The organism is Mobilicoccus massiliensis (assembly GCF_000826525.2).
Taxonomy (GTDB): domain Bacteria; phylum Actinomycetota; class Actinomycetes; order Actinomycetales; family Dermatophilaceae; genus Mobilicoccus; species Mobilicoccus massiliensis.
Window position 1 is genome coordinate 514,531 of the sequence record NZ_LN651330.1, and the last position, 21,071, is coordinate 535,601.

Sequence of the window (21,071 nt, forward strand, 5' to 3'; positions counted from 1 at the left end):
CTCCACCACTAGCAAGGAGATATTCGTGGCAAGCATCGAGCACATCGAGGCCCGAGAGATCCTGGATTCCCGCGGCAACCCGACGGTCGAGGTCGAGGTCCTCCTGGAGGACGGAACGGTCTCCCGCGCTGCCGTTCCCAGTGGCGCCTCCACCGGGCAGTTCGAGGCCGTCGAGCGCCGTGACGGCGACAAGGGCCGGTACCTCGGCAAGGGCGTCGAGCAGGCCGTCGACGCCGTCATCGACGAGATCACGCCGCGTCTGGTCGGGTACGACGCCAGTGACCAGCGCGAGATCGACCTGGAGATGCTGGCCCTCGACGGTACCGACAACAAGGGCAAGCTCGGTGCCAACGCGATCCTCGGTGTCTCCCTCGCCGTCGCCCGCGCCGCCGCGGACTCGGCCGGTCTGCCGCTCTTCCGCTACGTCGGCGGCCCGAACGCCCACGTGCTGCCCGTGCCGATGATGAACATCCTCAACGGCGGCTCCCACGCCGACACCAACGTCGACATCCAGGAGTTCATGATCGCGCCGATCGGCGCCCCGACCTTCCGTGAGGCGCTGCGGATGGGCGCCGAGGTATACCACACCCTCAAGAAGGTGCTCAAGGACAAGGGCCTGGCCACCGGCCTCGGCGACGAGGGCGGCTTCGCGCCCAACCTGGGCAGCAACCGCGAGGCGCTCGACGTCATCATGGAGGCCATCCAGGCCGCCGGGTACACCCCGGGCGAGGACATCGCGCTCGCGCTCGACGTCGCGGCCTCGGAGTTCCACGAGAACGGCGCCTACCAGTGGGAGGGCAGCCAGAAGTCGTCCGCCGAGATGATCGACTTCTACGCCGAGCTCGTCGACGCCTACCCGCTCGTCTCCATCGAGGACCCCCTGGACGAGGAGGACTGGGACGGCTGGAAGCAGATCACCGACCGCCTCGGCGACCGCGTGCAGCTCGTCGGCGACGACCTGTTCGTCACCAACCCCGAGCGTCTGCAGCGCGGCATCGACACCGGCACCGCCAACGGCCTGCTCGTCAAGGTCAACCAGATCGGCTCGCTCACCGAGACCCTCGACGCGGTCACCCTGGCGCAGACCAACGGCTACCGCTGCATGATGAGCCACCGTTCCGGTGAGACCGAGGACACGACGATCGCCGACCTCGCCGTCGCCACCAACTGCGGCCAGATCAAGACCGGTGCCCCGGCCCGCTCCGAGCGCGTCGCCAAGTACAACCAGCTGCTGCGCATCGAGGAACTCCTCGACGAGGCCGCCGAGTACGCGGGCGCCACGGCCTTCCCGCGCTTCGCGCGCTGACCTTGGCCACCACCGGACCCCGCCGCCGCTCACCTCAGGGATCGTCGGGCAACCCCCGTCGCTCCCCGAGGACGCGATGCGCGACCACCGGACGCGGTGCGTCCGGCGATCGGTCGCGCCCGGCGGGGTCCGCGCCTCGGCCCGCGGCCAGACGCACCACCGGTGGCGCACGCCGAGTGACCATGCCGGGCGCGTTCGCCCGGCGCTCGACCCGCCGGCTCGCGATGCTCGGCGGGGTTTTCGTCCTGCTCGCCGTCATGCTCGTCCCGCCCCTGCGCGCCTACCTCGTGCAGCAGCAGGAGTACCGCGACCTGCAGACCTCCGTCGCCCAGCAGCAGGCCACCGTCGCCGAACTCGCCAAGCGCAAGGCCCAGTGGAACGATCCGGCCTACGTCGAACAACAGAGTCGCCGCCGGCTGCGTTATGTCCGCCCCGGTGAGACGGCCTACGTCGTCGTCGGCGCCGACTCGCTGCGCGACCACCGCCCCCATGGCAGCCTCTCGGTCCTCGACCCGACCCGCAGCACCGGCCCGCAGGCCTGGTACGCGAAGGTCTGGGAGTCGATCCACACCGGCGACACCATGGGCACCGATCCCGAGGGCGCGCCCGTCAGCCGCCTCGACGGCGACACTGCCGAACATCCCTCCGACGTGACGACCGGCGCACCCGTCGCGCCGTCGACGCTCCCCTGAGAAGGTCATGACCGAATCACCCGAGGCCTCCCCGGAGGCCGGCCCCGCCGAGCCCTCCGAATCTCGCGCGCACGTCGACGCCGCCGACCTCGCGGCGATCGCCCGACAGCTCGGCCGAGAACCCCGTGGCGTCGTCGCGGTCGCCCACCGGTGCGCGTGCGGTGACCCCGACGTGGTCGCCACCGCCCCGCGCCTGCCCGACGGAACCCCCTTCCCGACGACGTTCTACGCGACGTGCCCCCGCCTCACCGGCGCGACGAGCACGCTGGAGTCCTCCGGGCTGATGAGGCAGATGAGCGAGCGGCTCGCCGGCGACCCCGAGCTCGCTGCCGCCTATCGCGGGGCGCACGAGGATTATCTGCGGCGCCGCGCCGCCCTCGGCGAGGTTCCCGAGATCGCCGGCATCTCCGCCGGTGGGATGCCCGACCGGGTCAAGTGCCTCCACGTGCTCGCCGCTCACGCCCTCGCCGCCGGTCCCGGCGTCAACCCCCTCGGCGACGAGACGCTCGCCGCCCTCCCGGCGTGGGGAGAGGACGGGCCGTGCATGGTGGCCTCCGACGGTGAGACGCCACGGACGGACCGACGAGAGTCGGCCGGTGCCGCCACCGACGCGGCGCAGGGCGGCCGTTGATGCGGGTCGGGGTCGTCGACTGCGGTACGAACTCCCTGCGTCTGCTCGTGGCCGACGTCGAGGGAGCCCGGTTGCGGGAGGTGAGCCGCCACAACGAGATCGTGCGGCTCGGGCAAGGGGTCGACGCGACCGGCCGCATCAACGCCGACGCGATGACCAGGGCGTTCGCCGTTCTCGACGGGTACGCCGACGTATGCCGGGACGCCGGGGTCGAGCGCATGCGGTTCGCCGCCACCTCCGCCTCCCGGGACGCGGCCAATGCCGCGGTGTTCTTCGAGGGCGTGCGCGCCCGACTGGCCGGGGTCGAGCCCGAGGTGATCACCGGACTGGAGGAGGCGGATCTGTCGTTCGTCGGCGCGACCTCCGCGCTCGTGGGCGCTGGCGCCCGCCCCTCTGATGCCGGTGGCACGCACGCAGGGGTGGAGACCCCCGGTCTCGGCCGTACGATCGTCGCCGACCTCGGCGGGGGCTCGACGGAGTTCGTTCTCGGTCGGGCGGATCCGGCCGAGATCGCGGCGGAGTCGTCGATCAGCGTCGACCTCGGTTCGGTGCGTCTCACCGAGCGTCTGCTGCACGGCGACCCGCCCGACCACGACACGATCGCTCTCGCAGCGAGAGAGGTCGACGCGCGTCTGGACGAGGCGGAGAGTGCCGTGCCGTTCACCGGTGTCGACACGCTCGTCGGGGTCGCAGGCACGGTGACGACGCTCACCGCCCACGCGTTGCGGCTCGACTCCTACGACCGGACCCGCATCGACGGGGCCCGGGTCGACGTGGGCGTCATGCTCGGTGCCTGCGACGACATGCTCTACGCGCCGACCTCCCGGCGGGAGCGCATGCCCTACCTGCACCCCGGCCGGATCGACGTCATCGGGGCCGGGGCGCTCATCTGGTCGCGGATCGTCCGGCGCCTGGTGATCGCCTCACCCGACGTCGTGCTGCGGACCTCCGAGAGCGACATCCTCGACGGCATGGCACTGAGGCTGGCATGAGAGCGCATCCGATCACCGGGCAGGAGTTCGACTCGCCAGTGCCCCCGGGTCTGGGATGGCCGGGCGACCCCGCCGACGCCTCGACCCCCGTCGCCCACGACGGCGCCGACGTCGAACGGCTCGCCGCGACCGCGTCGTTGGCGGAGATCGACGCCCGCAGCTCGGTGTGCCGGGCCTGCCCGCGTCTGGTGGCCTGGCGCGAGCTCGTCGCCGAGGAGAAGCGCGCCGCGTTCCTCACCGAGCCGTACTGGGGTCGGCCGGTCGCCTCGCTCGGCGACCCCGAACCGCGGCTGCTCGTCGTGGGTCTCGCGCCCGCCGCACACGGCGCCAACCGCACCGGCCGCATGTTCACCGGCGACCGCAGCGGCGACTGGATCCACGCCGCGCTCTACCGGGCCGGGTTCTCGACACAGCCGCACAGCGTGCACGCCGGCGACGGCCTCGAACTCAGCGGCGTCCGTATCGTCGCGCCGGTGCGGTGTGCGCCGCCCGCGAACGCCCCCACCACCGAGGAGAAGCACACGTGCGCACCCTGGCTCGACCGTGAACTCGAACTCGTCGCGCCCTCGCTCACGGGCATCCTCGCGCTCGGCGGGATCGGGTGGGCGGCCACGCTCGTCGCGGCCAGACGCGTGGGCTGGGAGGTTCCGCGGCGTCCGACGCCGAAGTTCGGGCACGGCGCGGAGGCGCAGCTCGGCACCCCGCACGGCCCGGTCCGCCTCGTCGGCTCCTACCACGTGAGCCAGCAGAACACCTTCACCGGCAAGCTCACCGAGCCCATGCTCGACGCCGCCCTCGCCCGCGCCGCCGGCATCGACGAGCCGGGCTCCGACGGCTGACAGCGCCCGCCGTCAGACGCCGAACGCGATCGGATCGCCGTCTACGCTGGTGGCGCCCCCGTAGCCCAATGGCAGAGGCAAGCCACTTAAAATGGCCCGAGTGCGGGTTCGAATCCCGTCGGGGGCACATCCGCGCGCTTTCGTCCGCCGAGACAGCCGACGTCTCCGGCGCTCGACCGGGCCCGGCCCGCTGACCGGCCCCGGGCGCCGCAAGTCACGGCTGTCTCGATGGACAGGGAACACCGGGGCGTTCACGATCGTTGACGACACCGACACGTCTCTCCACCGGAAGGCATTCCGACATGAGCAACCCGGTCTTCAACCGGATCGACCAGGAGTCCCGTCGCGGCTACGCCGGGTTCGGTGACGGCCGGCCGACCCAGTCCTACGGACAGCCCTACGGCGCCCCGCAGGGCTACCAGACCCAGCGTGGCCCCGTCGACATGAACGCGAGCCAGCTCGACGACCTCTACAACGCCCCCTCGGCCGGCCCGGTTCAGAGCCGCCGACTCACCCTCGACGACGTGCTCATGAAGTCGGGGCTGCTGTTCGGCATCATGCTCCTCGTCGCGGGCGGCACCTGGGCCGCCACCATGGCGACGATGTCGACGGCGGGTTACGGCCTCGCCTCGTTGGCCACGCTCACCGGCGCCATCGTGACGCTCGTGCTCGGCCTGATCGTCGCGTTCAGCAAGAAGATCCGCCCGGCGCTCATCGTCACCTTCGCGGTGTTCGAAGGGCTCATGGTCGGCGGCATCAGCACCGTGTTCGCCCAGGCGTACGACGGTGTGGTGACCACGGCGATCGTGGCGACCCTCTCGGTGTTCGTCGCGATGTTCCTCGGCTGGAAGACCAACCTCATCCGGGTCACCTCGCGCAGCCGCCGCATCTTCGGCATGGCGATCTTCGGCTACTTCATCTTCATGCTCGTCAACTTCGGCTTCGCCCTCTTCGGCGCGAACAGCGGCTGGGGCATCTTTGCCGGCGGTTCGACCCTCGGCATCCTCGTCTCGGTCTTCGCCGTGGGCCTCGCCTCCTACTCTCTCGCCATCGACTTCGACTCGATCGACCGGGCCGTGCGCGCGGGCGCGCCGGAGAAGTACTCGTGGCTCCTGGCGCACGGCCTGCTCGTCACGGTCGTGTGGCTGTACATCGAGATGCTGCGCCTGCTCGGCCACCTGCAGCAGCGCTGATGAGCCGCGCGCACGATCCCGTCGGGGAGTCGGCGCGCGTCGAACTCGACCGACTGGCCCACCGGTGGCACACGCTGCCGGTGGGCCAGGCGCGTTCTGCGGCCGAGTCGGCGCGGGCACTGGCCGGCGAGTTCCTCGACGCCGAGCTCGACGACCTCGGCCCGGCGACGGCACTCGACCAACTGCGGGTCGGCGTCTACGAGGCCGCCCGCGCCGGCGTGTCGGACGACGACCTGGGGACGCGCCTCGCCGACCTCCGCCGAGCCATCAACGCCGAGTAGGCCCCGAGCGACGAGGGAGAACGCCGAGACAGCCGTCGTTTCCGGTTCGGACGGGTGCGCGGGTGGACGCCGGGGGAGTACGCGCCGGAAACGACGGCTGTCTCGGCGTGCTGTGTGCGGGCTCAGGGGGTGGAGTCGGAGCCTTCGTCGTCGGTGTCGTCGGTGTCGTCGATGTCGTCGATGTCGTCGTGTTCGGGTGGGCCGTCGGGACGGCGGCGGCGGAGAAGGACGGCGAGACCGCGGCGGCCTCGGCCGGTGCCCTTCTCGGAATCCGCGCTCTTGACCTCCGTGCCGGGGCGGCGGGCGGCGTGGGCGGCGGTCTCCTCGACGGTTCCGACGCGTTCGCCCCGCAGGCGGTCGGGGCCGCGGCTCGCCTCGCCGGCCCAGAGCCCGAGCGCCGCGCACAGGGTGGGCAGCAACGCGGCCGCCGCCCGGGCGTACCCCGCGGGGGAGGGGTGGAACCGGTCCACGCTGAACATGTGCTCCGGGGCGGAGAGGAAGTCGGGACGCAGCAGGTCGCCGAGCGAGACCGTGCGACCGCCGGCCTCGACGACGGCCACCGTCTGGGCGGTGGCGAGATCGCGACTCCAGCGCTTGGTGAGCGTGCGCAGCGGTTGGGGAAGCGGCTCGATGGTGCCGAGATCGGGGCAGGTTCCGACGACGACCTCGGCCCCGGTCTTGCGAAGCTCGAGCACGGCGTGCCGCAGATGGCTCACCGAGACCGCGGTGGGTATGCGGTGGGTGACGTCGTTGCCGCCGATGCTGATGAGCACGACGTCGGGCCGGGGTACGGCCTCGATCGCGCGCTGGACCTGGCCGTTCAGCCACGGGCTCTCGGCCCCGACCTCCGCGACGTTCGTGAGCTGCACGGGACGTCCGGCCAGCGCCGAGATGCCCGTCGCGAGAACGCCACCCATGGTCTGGAAGCGAGAATCCGCACCGAGCCCGGCAGCGAGGCTGTCACCGAGCACGACGAGCTGGATGGGGGCGCCGAGACCCGCGCCGTAGATGTTCGTGTCGTCGGGGGAGGCGTCGAAGGGCTTGCCGATCGTGCGTCGCGCGAGCTTGGCCTCGACCTTGAGTAGGCCGTAGCTCACCAGGCCGGCCGTGCCGAGGCCGGCGAGGCCTGCACCGCCACCGATGGCGGCACTCGCGAGCATCGTGCGTGCCCGGCTCATGCGGTTCCCTCCGTCTGCTGCCCGCGGTCTGCCTGCGACCCACGGTACCGGCGGCACCCCTGACGGGCGCCTCCTGACCAGGGTTGAACGAACGACTCGTGGCGAGGGTTTCGATGCCTGCGTCGACAGGGGTGACCCCATCGCCGTGCGCGCGAGCCGGTCTCGTCCGCTCGATCGTCAGCAGGGTGCTCGGGGTGCTTCCGGCGCGCCGGGTCACCCCCGCGTTCGATGCCCCTCGCCGATCCCTGAGGTCCTCAAGGCGAGGAGCCTGCCGCCGAAAGGGACGAGGAGGAGACGGCTCGTCTCCCGCGGCCAGGACGGCCGCCCCTGCGACTCACGGATGAGTGTCATGACGACGATGCCCGACCTGCCCGCCCCCGGCCTGGGCGTGGCCGTGCCGGTCACCGGCACCCCGACGACCCGTTCGACGACGCCGGCTCGGCCCGTGGAAGCACCGCGGCTCGAGCCCGAGGTGATCGACACCGCCGCCAGCCGCGCGGAGAGCCGTCGCCTCGCCGCCGAACGTTCCGAGCTCGAGACGCGGGCCCGCACCGCCGAGGGTCTCAAGGACGCCCTGAACCAGACGGAACGCGAGGTGAAGCCGCAGGTTGCGGACCTGCGCCGCCTGTACGACGAGCCCCCTCGCACCCGGGCCGAGGAGAACCGGGTGCTCGAGGAGGAGAAGTTGGCCGCAGCCGCCAACGCGGCCACGCGCACCCGCCAGGCCGCCGCCCGCCTCACGGCCATGCGCATCGCGCAGCAGGAGAAGGCTGCTCGTACGGCCGAGGACGTCCGTTCCGACGCCGCCCAGCTCGCGGACCTCAACCGCGAGGCGCTCACGGCCCCGACCGCATCGCGCCGCACCGTTCTCGAGGCACAGCGGCTGGCCGACGACCTCGTCGCCGCGACCGGCGGCACGGCCACCGAGAACCCCGACGGCACGGTGGACGTCGTGGTCGGAGGACGGCCGCTCGTCGACGGGGTCGATGTCGACACGTTGGAAGTCGTGGGGGAACCCGCGCCAGGGAAGGCGCCGGAGACCCCGGCGCCGGATGCACGCCCGGTCGCTGCGAGCCCGGCGGCGCCGACACCCGACCGGACCACGTCCCCGCTCGAGACCACCCCCGACTCGCCGATCGTCACCCCGCCCGCGGTCCGCGACTCCGCACCCACCCGACAGACGCCCGATCCCGCATCTTCGACGCCCGCTCGACCCGGCGACTCCGCGGCGGACCTCGACGCGGTGTCCGCAGACGCCCCCTCTCGAGCGGTCACCACGAACCTGCCCGAGCTGCAGGTGAGATGGAGCGACGGCACGCCGGCCGCGGTCGGCGGGACGCTCGGCGGGTACGTCACCGCCGACCGCACGTTGCTGCGCCCGGCGGCCGAGGGCCTGGACCGGATGGCCGTCGCGATCCGCCACTCGGTGAGCGCCGCGCAGGCTGCCGGACGCACGTCGGCCGGCCTCCCGGGGCCGGCACTGCTCGCGGGTGACTCCGCGTGGGATCTGCGCCTGGCCGATGGCATCGGCACCGTCGATGTCGCCGCGGGCGCCGGCATGCCCGTCACCGAGACCACGACCGAGGTCGCCGCGTCGGTCGACCCGGCTCCGGACTCTCCGGAGGCGGCGCTGCTCGACGTGCAGGCACAGCTCGCGACGGCCACCACCTCGTTGAACCGTCGTGCGGGGGTGACGAGCGCGTTCGACGTCGCGCTCGGCCTGGCCTCGGCGCGGATCGGCCAGAACGTGTCGATCGCCCTGGGGGCGGTCGGTGACGTGGCCCGCAACGATGTCGTCGCCGCGTTGCACCAGGCCAACGCGGCGATGGTGTTCGCCGGCGCGGCGGCGCGACAGGCGGTCGCGACCGGGATCCCGCTGATCGTCGGGTCGAGCGATCCCTCGGTGGCGACGGCCTCGGGGATCGCCCCGGTCGCGGGTCCCGCCGGTGGTGTGCTCAACATGACCGTCGTGTCGGTGGCCGGCGCAACGGCGCCGCTCACGGACTCGCTTCCAGCATCGGTCGCATCGGCCGCGCCGATGGCGCCGGCCGCGTCACCCGGCCCGGGTCAGGCGCCGGGGACGCCGGAAGAGGGCCTGACGGTCGGTTTGCCCGGCCCCGCCGATCAGATCGGAGCCGGGCTTCCGGTCGGTGGCACGCCGAGCACGGGCGTGCCTGTGGGCGTGCCGGTCGACGGGCAGCCGTTCCCCGCCGCGACGCCGGAGGCCTCCGCCGGGCCCGGCGCGTCCGACCCGGCCGCGGGAGTGGGCGTCGTGCCCGGTGTCTCACCCGGGCAGTCCTCGCTCGCGTCGATTCCGCCGGCCGGCGACGCGACGGTCCTCCCGGCAGTTCCGGCTCCCGGCTCGCCGTTGCCGCAGGCAGCCACCGACGCAGCGGCGCTTCGGACCTTCGCTCGCATCGGCGAGGAGGAGTTCTCCTCACCGACCGGCACGCTGATCGGCGTGCGTCCCGGCCTCGACGTCGCCGTGCGTGCCCCCGGTCAGGTGGTTCTCGCGGCGACGCCCGATCCCGGGCCGGCGCTCGCCCGGGTACAGACGCTCGTCGACGCGGTCGGCACGGTCACCGCGGCCGCCGGCGCCGCCGCGGCTCCCGCACAGGTGGCCGCGCGGCCGGGCTCGAACTCGTCGATGTCCGCCCTCGCTTCGATGTGGTCGTCGGTCTCGTCGTTCGCCTCGTCCTTCTCCTCGAGCGCGCCGGTGCCGAGTGGTCACGTCTCCGAAGTGCTCTCCGCGGTCGCCGCTCCACTCGCGTCGACGATCGCCGAGGCGTTCGTCGACCCCTCGGGACGCCCGGTCGTTCCTGGCACCTCGATCCATAAGGGTCGTGTCGCGCTCGATCGCGAGGCTTTCGCTCACGAGTACGTCAAGGACGCCGTGGGCGTCGAGGGCGCGATCGCCGCCGTCGCACGCTCGGTGGCCGCGACCTCGGAGGCGGCCTCGGATCCGAAGGTCGGGGCGCTGGCTGTGCGCATCCAGTCGGAGATCGCCCCGCAGGGGGAGTACTCGATCGACGAGGCCGCGACCGATCAGCGCCTCGACGCCCGCCGCAACGACCTCGACCGCAAGGCCGGGGCGCTGCAGTCGCTGCTCGAACACCTCGAGGATCAGTCCGGATGGTTGGGAGCGCACCTGCGCTGACCTGCGACGACCAGGGCGTCTGAGTCGAGGGTGGGCACAGAGTCGGTGCTGCCGGTCAGTCCGGCTCTTCCCCGAGCATCGTGCGCAGCCCTCCGGTGGAGGCGAGGGTGACGCGGCCGTCGTCGCCTTCCACCGTGAGCACGTCGACCTTGCCGTCCTGCCAGAAGTAGAGCTCGGGGCTCACGGGCCCGGCGCCCTCGTCGAACGCGGTGCCGGCGAATCGGCGCAGAGTGCGCACGACCCCCGGGACGACGGCGGCGTCTCGCGGCAGGTGGTAGACGATCTGCTGGGCGGTCGGCACGGCGAAGACGACGCCCCGGGAGAGGTCGGCCTCGGTGTCGACCCGGCGCACGACGTCGGGGAGGAACAGGGCGAACGTCGCAGTGAACCCGGACTCTGCGAACACGGCCCGCACGGTCGTGTCACCTTCGCCGAGCGTCTGACTCGCGAGCTCGGAACGGTCGAACAGGGCGCGGGTGTTGCGTTCGGCTGCCGCCTGCAGATCGGCCGACCCCGGGTGGTCGGTGACGGCGTCGGCCGGGAGGGCGGTCACCGACGTCTCGGTCTCGACGACGAGGTGACGCACGATCCCCGGCGCGAACGGCTCGATGCCGGCGGGGCGGGTGGGCATGCCGCGGACGTAGGCCTCCTCGGCGAGCCGCACGCGCACGGCGGCGAGCAGATCCTCGGCCGTCATGTCCGCCGGCGTCCGCGGCTCGGAGACCGTGAGCAGGCCCGTGACGTGCTCGGTGACGAGCGCCGGCCACGCCTCGCGCTCCGCGGCTCCGCAGACGGTGGCGATGTTCCACAGGCCGAACCCGGCGCCGTCGGCGGCCTCGACGGTGCCGTCGGTGATCGTCGCCTCGATGCCGTGCTCGGCGAGGGTCGTGAGGACGAGATCGCGCAGGTGGTCGGCCTCTTCGACCGTCATGAACGTGAGGTCCGGATCCATCGGGTCGTGGCGGCGCCTGCTGAACAGTCCCATGGAGTCATCCTGCCAGCGGCACGTCACACCTCAGGCGCCCGGGCACGACAGCGGCCCGGCACCACGCGAACATCGCGCGGGCACCGGGCCGTCGGGGCGAATCGACCTACTTCGGAGGCAGGACGTCGGTCTGGGCCGGGGCATCGACCAGGCCCACGGGGCAGGTGTAACCGTGCGGCCCGTGGTTGCAGTACCCGTTCGGGTTGCGGTGGAGGTACTGCTGGTGGAAGTCCTCGGCGTAGTAGAACGGGCCCGTGTCGTCGGCCATGCGGATCTCGGTGGTGATCGCACCGTGACCCGCCTTGGTGAGCACCTTCTGAAAGGCCTCGCGAGCCGCGAGAGCGATGCGCTCCTGCTGCGGTGTGGTGCAGTAGATGGCCGAGCGGTACTGGGTGCCGACATCGTTGCCCTGGCGGTTCGGCGTCGTCGGGTCGTGGTTCTCGAAGAACGTCGCGACGATGCGGTCGGTGTCGATCTTCTGCGGGTCGTAGGCGACCATCACCGCCTCGGCGTGACCGGTGCGGCCCGTGCAGGCCTCCTCGTACGTGGGGTTGGGCGTGAACCCGCCCATGTACCCCGCAGCCGTGGAGACCACCCCGTCCACGCGCCAGAAGATCCGCTCGATGCCCCAGAAGCACCCGCCGGCCAGGTAGATGACCTCGATGCCCTCACCGAACGGCGGCTTGAGGGGCGTGCCGAGGACGAGGTGCTTCTCGGGCACCCCGGCCATCGGCGTCGAACGCCCGGGCAGGGCCTCGCTCTCGGCGACCATCACCGGTGCCGGACGGGAGAACATCACGCCGCGTACGGCTTCGCGGCCGTGATCTTGACCGTGATGTTCTTGCCGTTGGGCGCGGCGTACGTGGCCTCCTGGCCGACCTTCTTGCCGTTGATGGCCTCGCCGAGCGGCGACTTCTCCGAGTACACGTCGATGTCGTCGTTGTCGCCCTTGATCTCACGGCTGCCCAGCAGGAACGTGAGGTCGTCACCGAACATGTCGACCGTGACCACCATGCCGGGCTCCACCACACCGTCGTCGGGCGGGGTCTCGCCCACGACCGCCGTCTGCAGCAGCTGCGTGAGCTGGCGGATGCGGGCCTCCATCTTGCCCTGCTCCTCCTTGGCGGCGTGGTAGCCACCGTTCTCACGAAGGTCACCCTCGTCGCGAGCCGCCTCGATGCGCTTGCTGATGTCGGAGCGGCCCTCGCTCGAGAGGTACTGGAGCTCTGCCTCGAGTCGGTCGTAGGCCTCCTGGGTGAGGTAACTGGCCTGCGTGGTGGTGTCGGACACGTCAGTGCTCCTTGCTCATCGGTCACCCGGGCACGGGCGAGGATCGGCGGTGGGTCGGTTGGGCCTGCCCGGAGAGACTGCGGTCGCAAACCCCCGGTAGACCGAACGGCCCGCCGGAGGGGCAGGCCGTGAATAAGTCATCCATCCTAACGCGCGACGCGAGGATTGACGATTCCTTACCTCACACCACCCCGCCCACAGGCGAGGCGTGCGTCACATCAGGCGCGGGTACGGAGCGACGGTGCGCTCACTGTGCGCGACACTGGCGCACCTCGCCCATGACCGCCTTGCTCGTCGTGCGGACCTCGACATCGCGCACCAGGCGCGGCTCACCCCCGGGCGGGATGACGTCGTCGACGCGGCCGACCGTCGCGTGGTTCATGTCCTTGGCGAACACCGAGCACACGACCGTGCGGTCGGTGGGGCGCGTGAGTTGGTAGGTGACGACCGTGTGTCGTGCGTCGCGCACGTCGTACCCGAGATTTCCCCAGACCGGCTTGCCGATGCTCGCGGCCAGACCGAACCAGACGGCGAGGCCGATTCCCACGAGGATCGCGATCGGCCCGACGACCCACAACACCCGCTGATGACGAGGAAGGGTGCGGTAGCGCGTGAGGACGGACACGGCCCCAGGTTACGTGGCCGCCGTCGTCGCCCGGGGCCGGGTCACGCCACCCGTCGACGGGGCCCGAGCCGCCCGCACGCGACGGTGCGACAATGCTGCGAGAACGATGCGCGGCGCGGACCTCGTTCCGGCGCCCGCCCGACCCGAGCATTCCCGAGGACTTTCGTGACCGAACCCTTCCGTCTACTGGCCGTGCACGCCCATCCCGACGACGAGTCGAGCAAGGGCGCAGCGACCATGGCCCGGTACCGCGCCCGCGGAGATCGCGTGCGCGTCGTCTCCTGCACCGGCGGTGAACGTGGCGACATCCTCAACCCGCGCCTCGCCGACGACCCCGACGTGCTGCGCGACCTGCCGGCCTTCCGTCGTCGTGAGATGAAGCGTGCGCAGGAGATCCTCGACGTCGAGCACACGTGGCTGGGCTTCGTCGACTCCGGCCTGCCCGAGGGCGACCCCAAGCCGGCCCTGCCGGCGGGCTGTTTTGCCCTCGAGCCCGTCTCGATCACCGCCGAGGCCCTCGTGCGCGTCATCCGGGAGTTCCGGCCCCACGTCATGACGACGTACGACGAGGTCGGCGGCTACCCACATCCGGATCACATCATGACCCACGTCGTCTCCGTCGAGGCCTTTCGCGCGGCCGGCGACCCGAAGGCCTACCCACACGCCGGTGAGCCGTGGCAGCCGCTCAAGCTCTACTACAACCAGACCATCGGCGTGGAGCGCATCCGCGCCTTCCACGCGGCGATGACCGAGCGCGGCATGGAGTCGCCGTTCGCCGAGTGGATGGAGCGCTGGGCCGACCGGCCGGTGCGTCCGGTCACGACCCGTATCCCGGTCGGGGAGTTCTTCGAGCAGCGCAACGCCGCTCTGCTCGCCCACGCCACCCAGATCGACCCCGACTCGTGGTGGTTCGGCATCCCGCTCGAGCTCGAGCGCGAGGTCTGGCCCACCGAGGACTTCGAGCTCGCGGCTTCCTACGTGCCTCATGAGGAGGGGGAGTCCGACCTGTTCGCCGGGCTCACCTCCCCGCACGAGGCCGACCGCCTCTCCCGCCGTGCCGTGGCGGGCGAGGCCTCGCTGGTCCTCGACGACATCGTCGTCGATGACGAGATCCTGCAGACCCTGAAGGGGGAGTGATGGGCGGAGCAAACCAGGCGATCTCCGCGGGCGTCGGCGGATTCCTCGCGTTCTTCCTGCTCGCCGTCGCACTGTGGCTGCTCATGCGCAACATGAGCACCCGGCTGCGCAACGTGCGCTTCGCCGAGGAGCAGGAGGACGCACGTCGCGCCGCCGAAGCCGGCGACGACGTCGTCGTACGACCCGCCCGGCGTCAGGTCTTCCTTCCCGTCCGCGACGATGTGGTCCCCACGTCGGCCTCCTCGGATTCGAGCGGGAACGCCGTCTCGAGCTCCGATGCGAAGGAGCGGGGTCGCGACGACGCTTCCTCCCCGCCTGCCGCCTCCCCGCCCAACGCCTCCGAGGGATGATCCGGTCGCTCGAACAGGCGTGTCGAGCCCGCGAAGGCGGTGAAAACGCCTGTTCGAGCGTGAAGGAGCGGGTGAAAGCGCCTGTTCGAGCGTGAGGGGGCGGGTGGAAACGCCTGTTCGAGCGTGAGGGGCGGATGGAAGGGCCTGTTCGGGCGTGAGGGAGCGGGTGGTCAGGCCGCGCTCGGGCTCGCCAGGGCCATGGCGACCGCGACGGCGTGAGTACCGAAGGCCGCGATCGTGAACGCGTGGAAGACCTCGTGGAAACCGAACCATCGCGGTGAGGGGTCGGGACGCTTGAGGCCGTAGACGAGCGCGCCGACGGTGTAGAGCACGCCGCCGGCCGCGATGAGCGCGACGATCACCGGCCCGCCGCCCGCGTAGAGCGGTCCCAGGTAGAACACGGCCACCCAGCCGAGCGCGACGTAGATCGCGGTGGTGAGCCAGCGCGGCGCGCCGAGCCACACGACACGCAGGAACACCCCGGCCGCGGCTCCGATCCAGATGGTCCAGAGCAGGGTTCGAGCCTGCCCCTCGGGCAGGAGGCTGAGGGCGAACGCGGTGTAGGTGCCCGCGATGGCGATGAAGATGTTGGCGTGATCCAACCGGCCCAGCAGCCGCTTGACCGGCGGGGACCATCGGCCCCGGTGGTAGAGCGCCGAGATGCCGAAGAGCAGGGCCGCCGCGGCGACGAACACCGCCGCGCCCGTGCGCGCCCGCAGACCGGGGGTGAGGGTCACCAGCGTCAGTCCACCGAGGATGACCAGGGGGAACGCGCCGGCATGGAGCCACCCTCGCAGTCGCGGGGGAACGAACTCGCCCAGGTCGGCCAGGCTCTCGCGCAACGGGTGCCGGTCCTGCCCGTCCTGCCTGCTCTGTTCGTCCTGCCTGTCCAGTCGCGTAGGGCTCCGGTCGGGTTCGACACGCCGGGCACCGGAGTGCGCCGCCGAGCCCGCGACCAGGTGTTCCGCACGCGGCGTCTCCGGCGGGCGCGGTGTGGGTTCCGACATGTGACCTCCTCCGAATCGCGAACCTACGCAAACGTAGGTTACGGCATCGTAGCCACGGATCCGACCCGGCCGCCGCGCCTCGGGACGCTACCTTTGGTGCGTACCCGATCGACTGGAGCCGCTGTGGACGTGAGTGATCTGCTCTACGGGGCGTACGAGCGCAAACTCGTCGCGCAGCTGCCGACGGAGCGCCTGCCCAGACACGTCGCGGTGATGCTCGACGGCAACCGCCGCTGGGCCCGTCTCAAGGGTGCCGACACGGCCGACGGTCACCGGGCCGGTGCCGACAACGTCGTCCCCTTCCTCACGTGGAGTGAGGAGGTGGGCATCGAGGTCGTCACGCTGTGGCTGCTCTCGACCGACAACCTCAAGCGGGACCAGGCCGAGCTCGCCCCGCTGCTGCAGATCATCGAGGACGTCGTCGGTGAGATCGCGACGACGCATCGCTGGCGGGTCAACCCCGTCGGGGCGCTCGACCTGCTCCCCTCTGGCACTCGCGCGAAGCTCGAGGATGCGGCGGTGAGCACGGCCGACATCGACGGCATGGTCGTCAACGTGGCCGTGGGGTACGGCGGCCGTCAGGAGATCGCCGACGCCGTCCGCGACCTGCTCAAGGAGGCCGCGGCCCAGGGGCGCACCATCGAGGACGTCATCGAGACACTCGACGTCGAGTCCATCGCACGTCACCTGTACACCAAGGGCCAACCCGATCCCGATCTTGTCATCCGCACGTCGGGCGAGCAGCGCATCGGCGGGTTCCTGCTGTGGCAGAGCACGCACAGCGAGTTCTACTTCTGCGAGGCGTACTGGCCCGACTTCCGTCGCGTCGACTTCCTGCGTGCACTGCGGGCGTTCGCCGAACGGGAACGGCGGTTCGGGTCCTGATCAGCGGGCCTTCCGATGGGCCGCGACCGGGCGTCGTAGGGCGCGGGCGTCGGGTCGGATCGAGTGACTTTCAGGAACTTCACAGGGGCCGCTGCCACGCTGGCCACTTGTGTTCGTGTCGGATCGACCGACGAAACGAATCTGCGGGACAATCGTCCTGAACGCCGGGTCCGCCCGGGCCCGTGACGAGGCGAGGGGAGCCGTGATGACGACGGCGCGTGAGCGGATCGGTGTCGACGCACCGAACGATTCCGTCATCCGCGCGACCCTCGCTCACGCCCGTGCTCTTCTCGCGGAGGCTCGCGCCGACCTCGCCGAGGCCTGGGCCTGGCCGCTGGTGCGTCAGGGCCTCCTCGCGATGGCCCTCATCGCGTTCGGAGCCTTCTCTCCGGCGTTCGTCGCCGCCGACGCGCCGTTGTACGAGAACGGTTTCTTCGCCCGTCTCCTCAGCGAGCCTGCCCGTTTCGCCGCCACGGCGATCGTGCTCGTCGGGCTCCTTCGGCTCTTCGACGTGTGGTTGGGGCTGAGGCCCACCGAGGGCGTGCCCACGGCGCCGGTCGCCGCGTGGGCCTGGTGGAGCCTGCCGGTCGCGTTCGTGCCCCCGCTGTTCAGCCGGGACGCGTACAGCTACGCCGCCCAGGGGCTCGTCGTCACCCGTGGCATGGACCCGTACCAGACCGGCCCCATCGCGGTGCCGGGCCCGTACGCCGACCAGGTCGATCCCATCTGGCTCTACACCCCCGCCCCATACGGTCCGATCGCGCTGCAGGTGCAGCGGACGGTCGTCGACCTCACCGGTGGGGACGCCATGCTCGCCGCCATCGCCATGCGCCTGCCCGCGCTCCTCGCGGTCGGGGTCATCGCCTACGCGCTGCCCCGTCTCGCCGAGCGCATGGGGGTCTCTCGCGACCAGGCGGTCTGGCTCGGTGTGCTCAACCCGCTCGTGCTCATGCACCTCGTCGGCGGCATGCACAACGACGCGATGATGCTCGCCCTCGTCGTCGTCGGCCTGCTGCTCGCCTCCGACGGCAGGTGGGTCACCGCGTCGGTGGCGGTCGCCGCGGGAGCGGGGTTCAAGCAGACCGCCGTTCTCGCTCTCGTCGGCGTCGCCGGTCTCGCCTACCGCCACGCGCGCGGCGAGCGGGGGGAGGCGCGGCTCGTCTCCGCGGTCGACCAGTGGGCCTACGTACGCGTCGCGGCGCGGGTGGGGGTCGTCGCGCTCGCGGCGTTCACCGGGTTCACGGTGCTCACGGGCATGGGCTGGGGCTGGGTCGCCAACCTCGGTGTGCCCGGCTCTGTGCTCTCGTTGCTCTCGCCGGTCTCCATGGCCGGGGCAGGAGTTGCGGGGGCCCTCGCGCTCATCGGAGTACCGGGGGAGTGGACCGGCGGCATCGTCCCCGGATTCCAGGCCCTCGGTCTTCTCGCCGTGCTCGCGGCCCTCGCGTGGATCACGTGGGTGCTCGCGCCGCGTCGTCCGGTGGCGGCGGCCGCGTGGGCGCTCCTTGTCTTCACGGTCGGCGGACCGACCGTCTACCCCTGGTACGTCGTGTGGGGAGTCCTCCTCCTCGGCGCCACGTACACCGACAGGCGCGTCGTGCAGGCGCTCTGCTGGGTGACCGGCTGGCTCGTCGCGTACTCCATGCTCGACGTCGCCGTGGTGAACGGCGCCTCGATGGTCGGCATCGCCGCGGTGACCTGGGGTGGATGGAGCCTCTGGCGTCGGCGTGGCGAGCTGGATGTGCCGCTGCCCGCGGTGACGCCCGGTGACAGCGCGCAGACCGACACGGCTCCGGCCCGAGGGAGCCTCACCGCCCTGCTCGCGCGGGTCTGAGATGCGCCCGGCCGAGACTCGCGGAGGCGGGTTGCCGCCGGGTGAACAGTGGGCGATCCGGCCACGTGGGCCAGGACATCCAGCCTCGACCCACGTAGCGTCGACACGAACGGACGGCAGCCGGCCGTCCACCGACCCCGGGAGTGGCCCGTGAGCGATTCACGCCGGACGTACGTGTTGGACACCTCGGTCCTCCTCTCCGATCCCGGAGCGTTGCACCGGTTCGGAGAACACGAGATCGTCCTGCCGGTCGTCGTCATCACGGAGCTCGAGGCCAAACGCCACCATCCCGAGATCGGCTACTTCGCCCGCAAGGCGCTGCGCACGCTCGACGAGATCCGGGTGCGTCACGGCCGCCTCGACGTGCCTGTTCCGGTGGGCGACGAGGGTGGCACCATCCACTGCGAGCTCAACCACGTCGACCTGGCCAACCTCCCGCCGGTCTTCCGTCTCGGCGACAACGACACGCGCATCCTCGCGGTGGCCAAGAACCTCGCCGACGAGGGGCGCCATGTCACGGTCGTCAGCAAGGACCTCCCCATGCGTATCAAGGCGAGCGCCATGGGTGTGGAGGCCGAGGAGTACCGCGCCGAGATGGCTCCCGTCGACTCGGGGTGGACGGGACTGGCCGAGCTCGACCTCACGACCGAGCAGATGGACGAGCTCTACGACTCCGGCCGCCTCGAACACGAGGGGGCCCGGGACCTGCCCTGCCACACCGGCCTCGTGCTGCACTCGCCCCGCGGCAGCGGGCTCGGGCGCGTGGGGGTCGACTCCTCGATCCGGCACGTCCGCGGTGACCGCGACGCGTTCGGGGTGCACGGCCGTAGCGCCGAACAGCGCATCGCCCTCGACCTGCTGCTCGACCCCGACATCGGCATCGTCAGCCTCGGTGGCCGCGCCGGCACCGGCAAGAGCGCACTCGCGATGTGCGCCGGCCTGGAGACCGTGCTCGAACGTCGCCAGCACCGCCGGGTCATCATCTTCCGCCCGCTCTACGCCGTCGGCGGCCAGGATCTCGGCTACCTGCCCGGCACCGAGGCCGAGAAGATGGGGCCGTGGGGGCAGGCCGTGTTCGACACGCTCGGTGCGCTCGTGTCGAGCGAGGTCGTCGAGGAGATCCTCGATCGCGGGATGCTCGAAGTGCTTCCGCTCACGCACATCCGCGGGCGCTCTCTGCACGACGCGTTCGTCATCGTCGACGAGGCCCAGTCGCTGGAACGCAACGTGCTGCTCACCGTGCTCTCGCGCATCGGGCAGAACTCCCGCGTCGTGCTCACCCACGACGTCGCCCAGCGCGACAACCTCCGCGTCGGTCGGTTCGACGGCGTGGCCGCCGTCATCGAGATCCTCAAGGGCAATCCGCTCTTCGCCCACATGACCCTCAACCGCAGCGAACGCAGCCCCATCGCCGCGCTGGTCACCGACCTGCTGGAGGGTCCCGGCCTCTGAGGCGTCCTGCGCCGAGACAGCCGGCGTTTCCGGCCTCGGTGGGCTGCGCGCCGGGACGAGGGTGAGTCGAGGCCGGAAACGGCGGTTGTCTCGGCGCTGCAGCAGTGGCGTCGCTGCATGACTGCACCTCCGGCCTGCCGTGACGCCCCTGATGTGATGCCCGGGCCGCGATTGCGAGGAGTTGCGTCGGCGCTGTCCGTCTCCGGGGCGTCCCAGGCCGACGGGCGCCCACCGGGCTCTGGGCGGTGCGCGAGGGACGAGGTGGCGAGGATCGGGTGACGAGACGGTGACGCCCGGCGTGTCGAGTTGCGGATTCGGTCGGGATTTGATCGGACGTCCGACCAGTGGCATCGTACGGTCACGAAATCGTCAAGATGAGGTCAATGAACGATCTCGGAAGTGGGTTCATCCCGTGCCACAACCACTGCCCGTGACCCGCCGGCTCCTGCGCTTCTCCGGAGTTCTCGGCGCTGCCGTCGCACTTCTCGGCTCCACCCTTCCGGCAGCAGCCGCTCCGGCCCCCGGTGCGCCGGCCGGCCAGGCCGCGAGCGTGCCGGCGATGGCGACTCTGGCGGCCCGGGGCGCGCACCTCGGCTCGGTCGCCTCCGTCGCCGCGGCGCACATGATCCCGGGGGTGTCGATGACCGCGTTCGCCGTCGCGCCGCGGGTCGTGCAGTCGGCCCAGCAGGCGGCGCTCGCCCGCCCGGCCGTCGCCACGAAGCGCGCCACGACCGCACGGGCGTCCCGGGCCAAGGCTCGGGTGTCGGGCTCGCCTCGCGACATCGGCCGCGCACTGTCGTCGGCGCGCGGGTGGGGCGGCCGGCAGTTCGCGTGCCTCGACGCGTTGTGGAGCAAGGAATCCGACTGGCTCGTGACCGCCGACAACCCCACGTCGAGCGCGTACGGCATCCCGCAGGCGCTGCCGGGCAGGAAGATGCGCACGCATGGCGACGACTGGCGCACGAATCCCGCCACGCAGATCCGCTGGGGCCTCGACTACATCGACGACGTCTACGGCACCCCGTGCAAGGCGTGGTCACACTCCCGCGCCCACAACTGGTACTGATCCACCCCGCCCGAACCGCTCGAACAGGCGTCTTCACCGGCCGAGTCCGCTCGAACAGGCGTTCTGAGGGGGCGTGGTTGGGTGAAAGGGCCTGTTTGAGCGTTCTGGGGGTGTGGCGACTCCGGCGGAGTCGGGCGTTCGGGCGTTCGGGCGTTCGGGCGTTCGGGCGTGCGG

Annotated in this window: 20 protein-coding genes and 1 tRNA gene; 15 read left to right on the top strand and 6 right to left on the bottom strand. The window is 71.6% G+C overall.

Going from position 1 to position 21,071, the window contains the following annotated elements; translation table 11 throughout:
* Window positions 1-25 precede the first annotated feature (25 nt).
* From eno to BN1197_RS12130, 8 genes are all read left to right on the top strand, one after another.
* On the top strand, window positions 26-1,306 hold the full coding sequence (gene eno, locus BN1197_RS12095) for a phosphopyruvate hydratase (protein ID WP_040160021.1): 1,281 nt from the start codon (window positions 26-28) through the stop codon (window positions 1,304-1,306).
* A gap of 182 nt (window positions 1,307-1,488) precedes the next feature.
* Window positions 1,489-1,998, top strand: coding sequence for an FtsB family cell division protein (locus tag BN1197_RS12100; protein ID WP_052466655.1), 510 nt, complete (start codon window positions 1,489-1,491; stop codon window positions 1,996-1,998).
* Window positions 1,999-2,005: 7 nt separating this feature from the next.
* Complete coding sequence (locus BN1197_RS12105) at window positions 2,006-2,629, top strand: DUF501 domain-containing protein (RefSeq protein WP_052466657.1); 624 nt, start codon at window positions 2,006-2,008, stop codon at window positions 2,627-2,629.
* On the top strand, window positions 2,629-3,621 hold the full coding sequence (locus BN1197_RS12110) for a Ppx/GppA phosphatase family protein (RefSeq protein WP_040160023.1): 993 nt from the start codon (window positions 2,629-2,631) through the stop codon (window positions 3,619-3,621). Before BN1197_RS12105 ends, BN1197_RS12110 begins: the two co-directional genes overlap by 1 nt.
* Window positions 3,618-4,460 carry a uracil-DNA glycosylase gene (locus BN1197_RS12115; protein WP_040160026.1) on the top strand — a complete coding sequence of 281 codons (843 nt, stop codon included), beginning with the start codon at window positions 3,618-3,620 and terminating at the stop codon, window positions 4,458-4,460. Before BN1197_RS12110 ends, BN1197_RS12115 begins: the two co-directional genes overlap by 4 nt.
* Window positions 4,461-4,514: 54 nt before the next feature.
* Window positions 4,515-4,587, top strand: a tRNA-Leu gene (locus BN1197_RS12120).
* A gap of 175 nt (window positions 4,588-4,762) precedes the next feature.
* A complete protein-coding gene (locus tag BN1197_RS12125) occupies window positions 4,763-5,653 on the top strand; it encodes a Bax inhibitor-1/YccA family protein (RefSeq protein WP_040160029.1) in 891 nt (296 codons plus the stop codon).
* The gene (locus BN1197_RS12130; protein WP_040160031.1) at window positions 5,653-5,934 is read left to right on the top strand and encodes a hypothetical protein; all 282 of its coding nucleotides are present in this window, start codon (window positions 5,653-5,655) and stop codon (window positions 5,932-5,934) included. Before BN1197_RS12125 ends, BN1197_RS12130 begins: the two co-directional genes overlap by 1 nt.
* Window positions 5,935-6,056: 122 nt before the next feature.
* Here BN1197_RS12130 and BN1197_RS12135 read toward each other — a convergent pair whose 3' ends face one another.
* Window positions 6,057-7,112 carry an SGNH/GDSL hydrolase family protein gene (locus BN1197_RS12135; protein WP_245851917.1) on the bottom strand — a complete coding sequence of 352 codons (1,056 nt, stop codon included), beginning with the start codon at window positions 7,110-7,112 and terminating at the stop codon, window positions 6,057-6,059.
* A gap of 349 nt (window positions 7,113-7,461) precedes the next feature.
* Here BN1197_RS12135 and BN1197_RS12145 point away from each other — a divergent pair, with 349 nt between their 5' ends.
* Window positions 7,462-10,269 carry a FlgK family flagellar hook-associated protein gene (locus tag BN1197_RS12145; RefSeq protein WP_082043861.1) on the top strand — a complete coding sequence of 936 codons (2,808 nt, stop codon included), beginning with the start codon at window positions 7,462-7,464 and terminating at the stop codon, window positions 10,267-10,269.
* Between the two features lie 55 nt (window positions 10,270-10,324).
* Here BN1197_RS12145 and BN1197_RS12150 read toward each other — a convergent pair whose 3' ends face one another.
* The 4 genes from BN1197_RS12150 to BN1197_RS12165 form a co-directional block, all read right to left on the bottom strand.
* Window positions 10,325-11,254, bottom strand: coding sequence for a hypothetical protein (locus BN1197_RS12150; protein WP_040160038.1), 930 nt, complete (start codon window positions 11,252-11,254; stop codon window positions 10,325-10,327).
* Between the two features lie 106 nt (window positions 11,255-11,360).
* Window positions 11,361-12,050: a peptide-methionine (S)-S-oxide reductase MsrA gene (gene msrA, locus BN1197_RS12155; protein WP_052466707.1), complete on the bottom strand. Its 690-nt coding sequence runs from the start codon at window positions 12,048-12,050 to the stop codon at window positions 11,361-11,363.
* Window positions 12,050-12,544, bottom strand: coding sequence for a transcription elongation factor GreA (gene greA / locus BN1197_RS12160; protein WP_040160040.1), 495 nt, complete (start codon window positions 12,542-12,544; stop codon window positions 12,050-12,052). The genes msrA and greA overlap by 1 nt, the downstream gene beginning before the upstream one ends.
* A 247-nt stretch (window positions 12,545-12,791) precedes the next feature.
* A complete protein-coding gene (locus BN1197_RS12165; protein WP_052466661.1) occupies window positions 12,792-13,169 on the bottom strand; it encodes a DUF4307 domain-containing protein in 378 nt (125 codons plus the stop codon).
* Window positions 13,170-13,334: 165 nt separating this feature from the next.
* Between BN1197_RS12165 and mca the strand changes: the two genes are divergently transcribed.
* Window positions 13,335-14,306, top strand: coding sequence for a mycothiol conjugate amidase Mca (mca, locus tag BN1197_RS12170; protein WP_040160042.1), 972 nt, complete (start codon window positions 13,335-13,337; stop codon window positions 14,304-14,306).
* Entirely contained in the window at window positions 14,306-14,656 is a 351-nt protein-coding gene (locus BN1197_RS12175; protein WP_040160045.1) for a hypothetical protein, read from the top strand. Before mca ends, BN1197_RS12175 begins: the two co-directional genes overlap by 1 nt.
* Window positions 14,657-14,826: 170 nt before the next feature.
* Here the strand turns inward: BN1197_RS12175 and trhA are convergent, their stop codons facing one another.
* Window positions 14,827-15,663, bottom strand: coding sequence for a PAQR family membrane homeostasis protein TrhA (gene trhA, locus BN1197_RS12180; RefSeq protein ID WP_082043862.1), 837 nt, complete (start codon window positions 15,661-15,663; stop codon window positions 14,827-14,829).
* A gap of 123 nt (window positions 15,664-15,786) precedes the next feature.
* Between trhA and BN1197_RS12185 the strand changes: the two genes are divergently transcribed.
* From BN1197_RS12185 to BN1197_RS18040, 4 genes are all read left to right on the top strand, one after another.
* Entirely contained in the window at window positions 15,787-16,548 is a 762-nt protein-coding gene (locus BN1197_RS12185; protein WP_040160047.1) for an isoprenyl transferase, read from the top strand.
* A 205-nt stretch (window positions 16,549-16,753) separates the two neighbouring features.
* On the top strand, window positions 16,754-18,379 hold the full coding sequence (gene mptB / locus BN1197_RS12190) for a polyprenol phosphomannose-dependent alpha 1,6 mannosyltransferase MptB (RefSeq protein WP_052466663.1): 1,626 nt from the start codon (window positions 16,754-16,756) through the stop codon (window positions 18,377-18,379).
* A 150-nt stretch (window positions 18,380-18,529) separates the two neighbouring features.
* A complete protein-coding gene (phoH2, locus tag BN1197_RS12195; protein WP_040160049.1) occupies window positions 18,530-19,831 on the top strand; it encodes an RNA 5'-3' helicase PhoH2 in 1,302 nt (433 codons plus the stop codon).
* A gap of 430 nt (window positions 19,832-20,261) precedes the next feature.
* On the top strand, window positions 20,262-20,897 hold the full coding sequence (locus tag BN1197_RS18040; protein WP_141397282.1) for an aggregation-promoting factor C-terminal-like domain-containing protein: 636 nt from the start codon (window positions 20,262-20,264) through the stop codon (window positions 20,895-20,897).
* The last annotated feature ends 174 nt before the right edge of the window (window positions 20,898-21,071 follow it).

Excerpts from the sequence above, each read along its gene's own strand:
- BN1197_RS12100 (WP_052466655.1), top strand. The coding sequence starts at position 1,489 with ATGCCGGGCGCGTTCGCCCGGCGCTCGACCCGCCGGCTCGCGATGCTC.
- BN1197_RS12105 (WP_052466657.1), top strand. The coding sequence starts at position 2,006 with ATGACCGAATCACCCGAGGCCTCCCCGGAGGCCGGCCCCGCCGAGCCC.
- BN1197_RS12110 (WP_040160023.1), top strand. The coding sequence starts at position 2,629 with ATGCGGGTCGGGGTCGTCGACTGCGGTACGAACTCCCTGCGTCTGCTC.
- BN1197_RS12115 (WP_040160026.1), top strand. The coding sequence starts at position 3,618 with ATGAGAGCGCATCCGATCACCGGGCAGGAGTTCGACTCGCCAGTGCCC.
- BN1197_RS12125 (WP_040160029.1), top strand. The coding sequence starts at position 4,763 with ATGAGCAACCCGGTCTTCAACCGGATCGACCAGGAGTCCCGTCGCGGC.
- BN1197_RS12130 (WP_040160031.1), top strand. The coding sequence starts at position 5,653 with ATGAGCCGCGCGCACGATCCCGTCGGGGAGTCGGCGCGCGTCGAACTC.
- BN1197_RS12135 (WP_245851917.1), bottom strand. The coding sequence starts at position 7,112 with ATGAGCCGGGCACGCACGATGCTCGCGAGTGCCGCCATCGGTGGCGGT.
- BN1197_RS12145 (WP_082043861.1), top strand. The coding sequence starts at position 7,462 with ATGACGACGATGCCCGACCTGCCCGCCCCCGGCCTGGGCGTGGCCGTG.
- BN1197_RS12150 (WP_040160038.1), bottom strand. The coding sequence starts at position 11,254 with ATGGGACTGTTCAGCAGGCGCCGCCACGACCCGATGGATCCGGACCTC.
- msrA (WP_052466707.1), bottom strand. The coding sequence starts at position 12,050 with ATGTTCTCCCGTCCGGCACCGGTGATGGTCGCCGAGAGCGAGGCCCTG.
- BN1197_RS12175 (WP_040160045.1), top strand. The coding sequence starts at position 14,306 with ATGGGCGGAGCAAACCAGGCGATCTCCGCGGGCGTCGGCGGATTCCTC.
- trhA (WP_082043862.1), bottom strand. The coding sequence starts at position 15,663 with ATGTCGGAACCCACACCGCGCCCGCCGGAGACGCCGCGTGCGGAACAC.
- mptB (WP_052466663.1), top strand. The coding sequence starts at position 16,754 with ATGACGACGGCGCGTGAGCGGATCGGTGTCGACGCACCGAACGATTCC.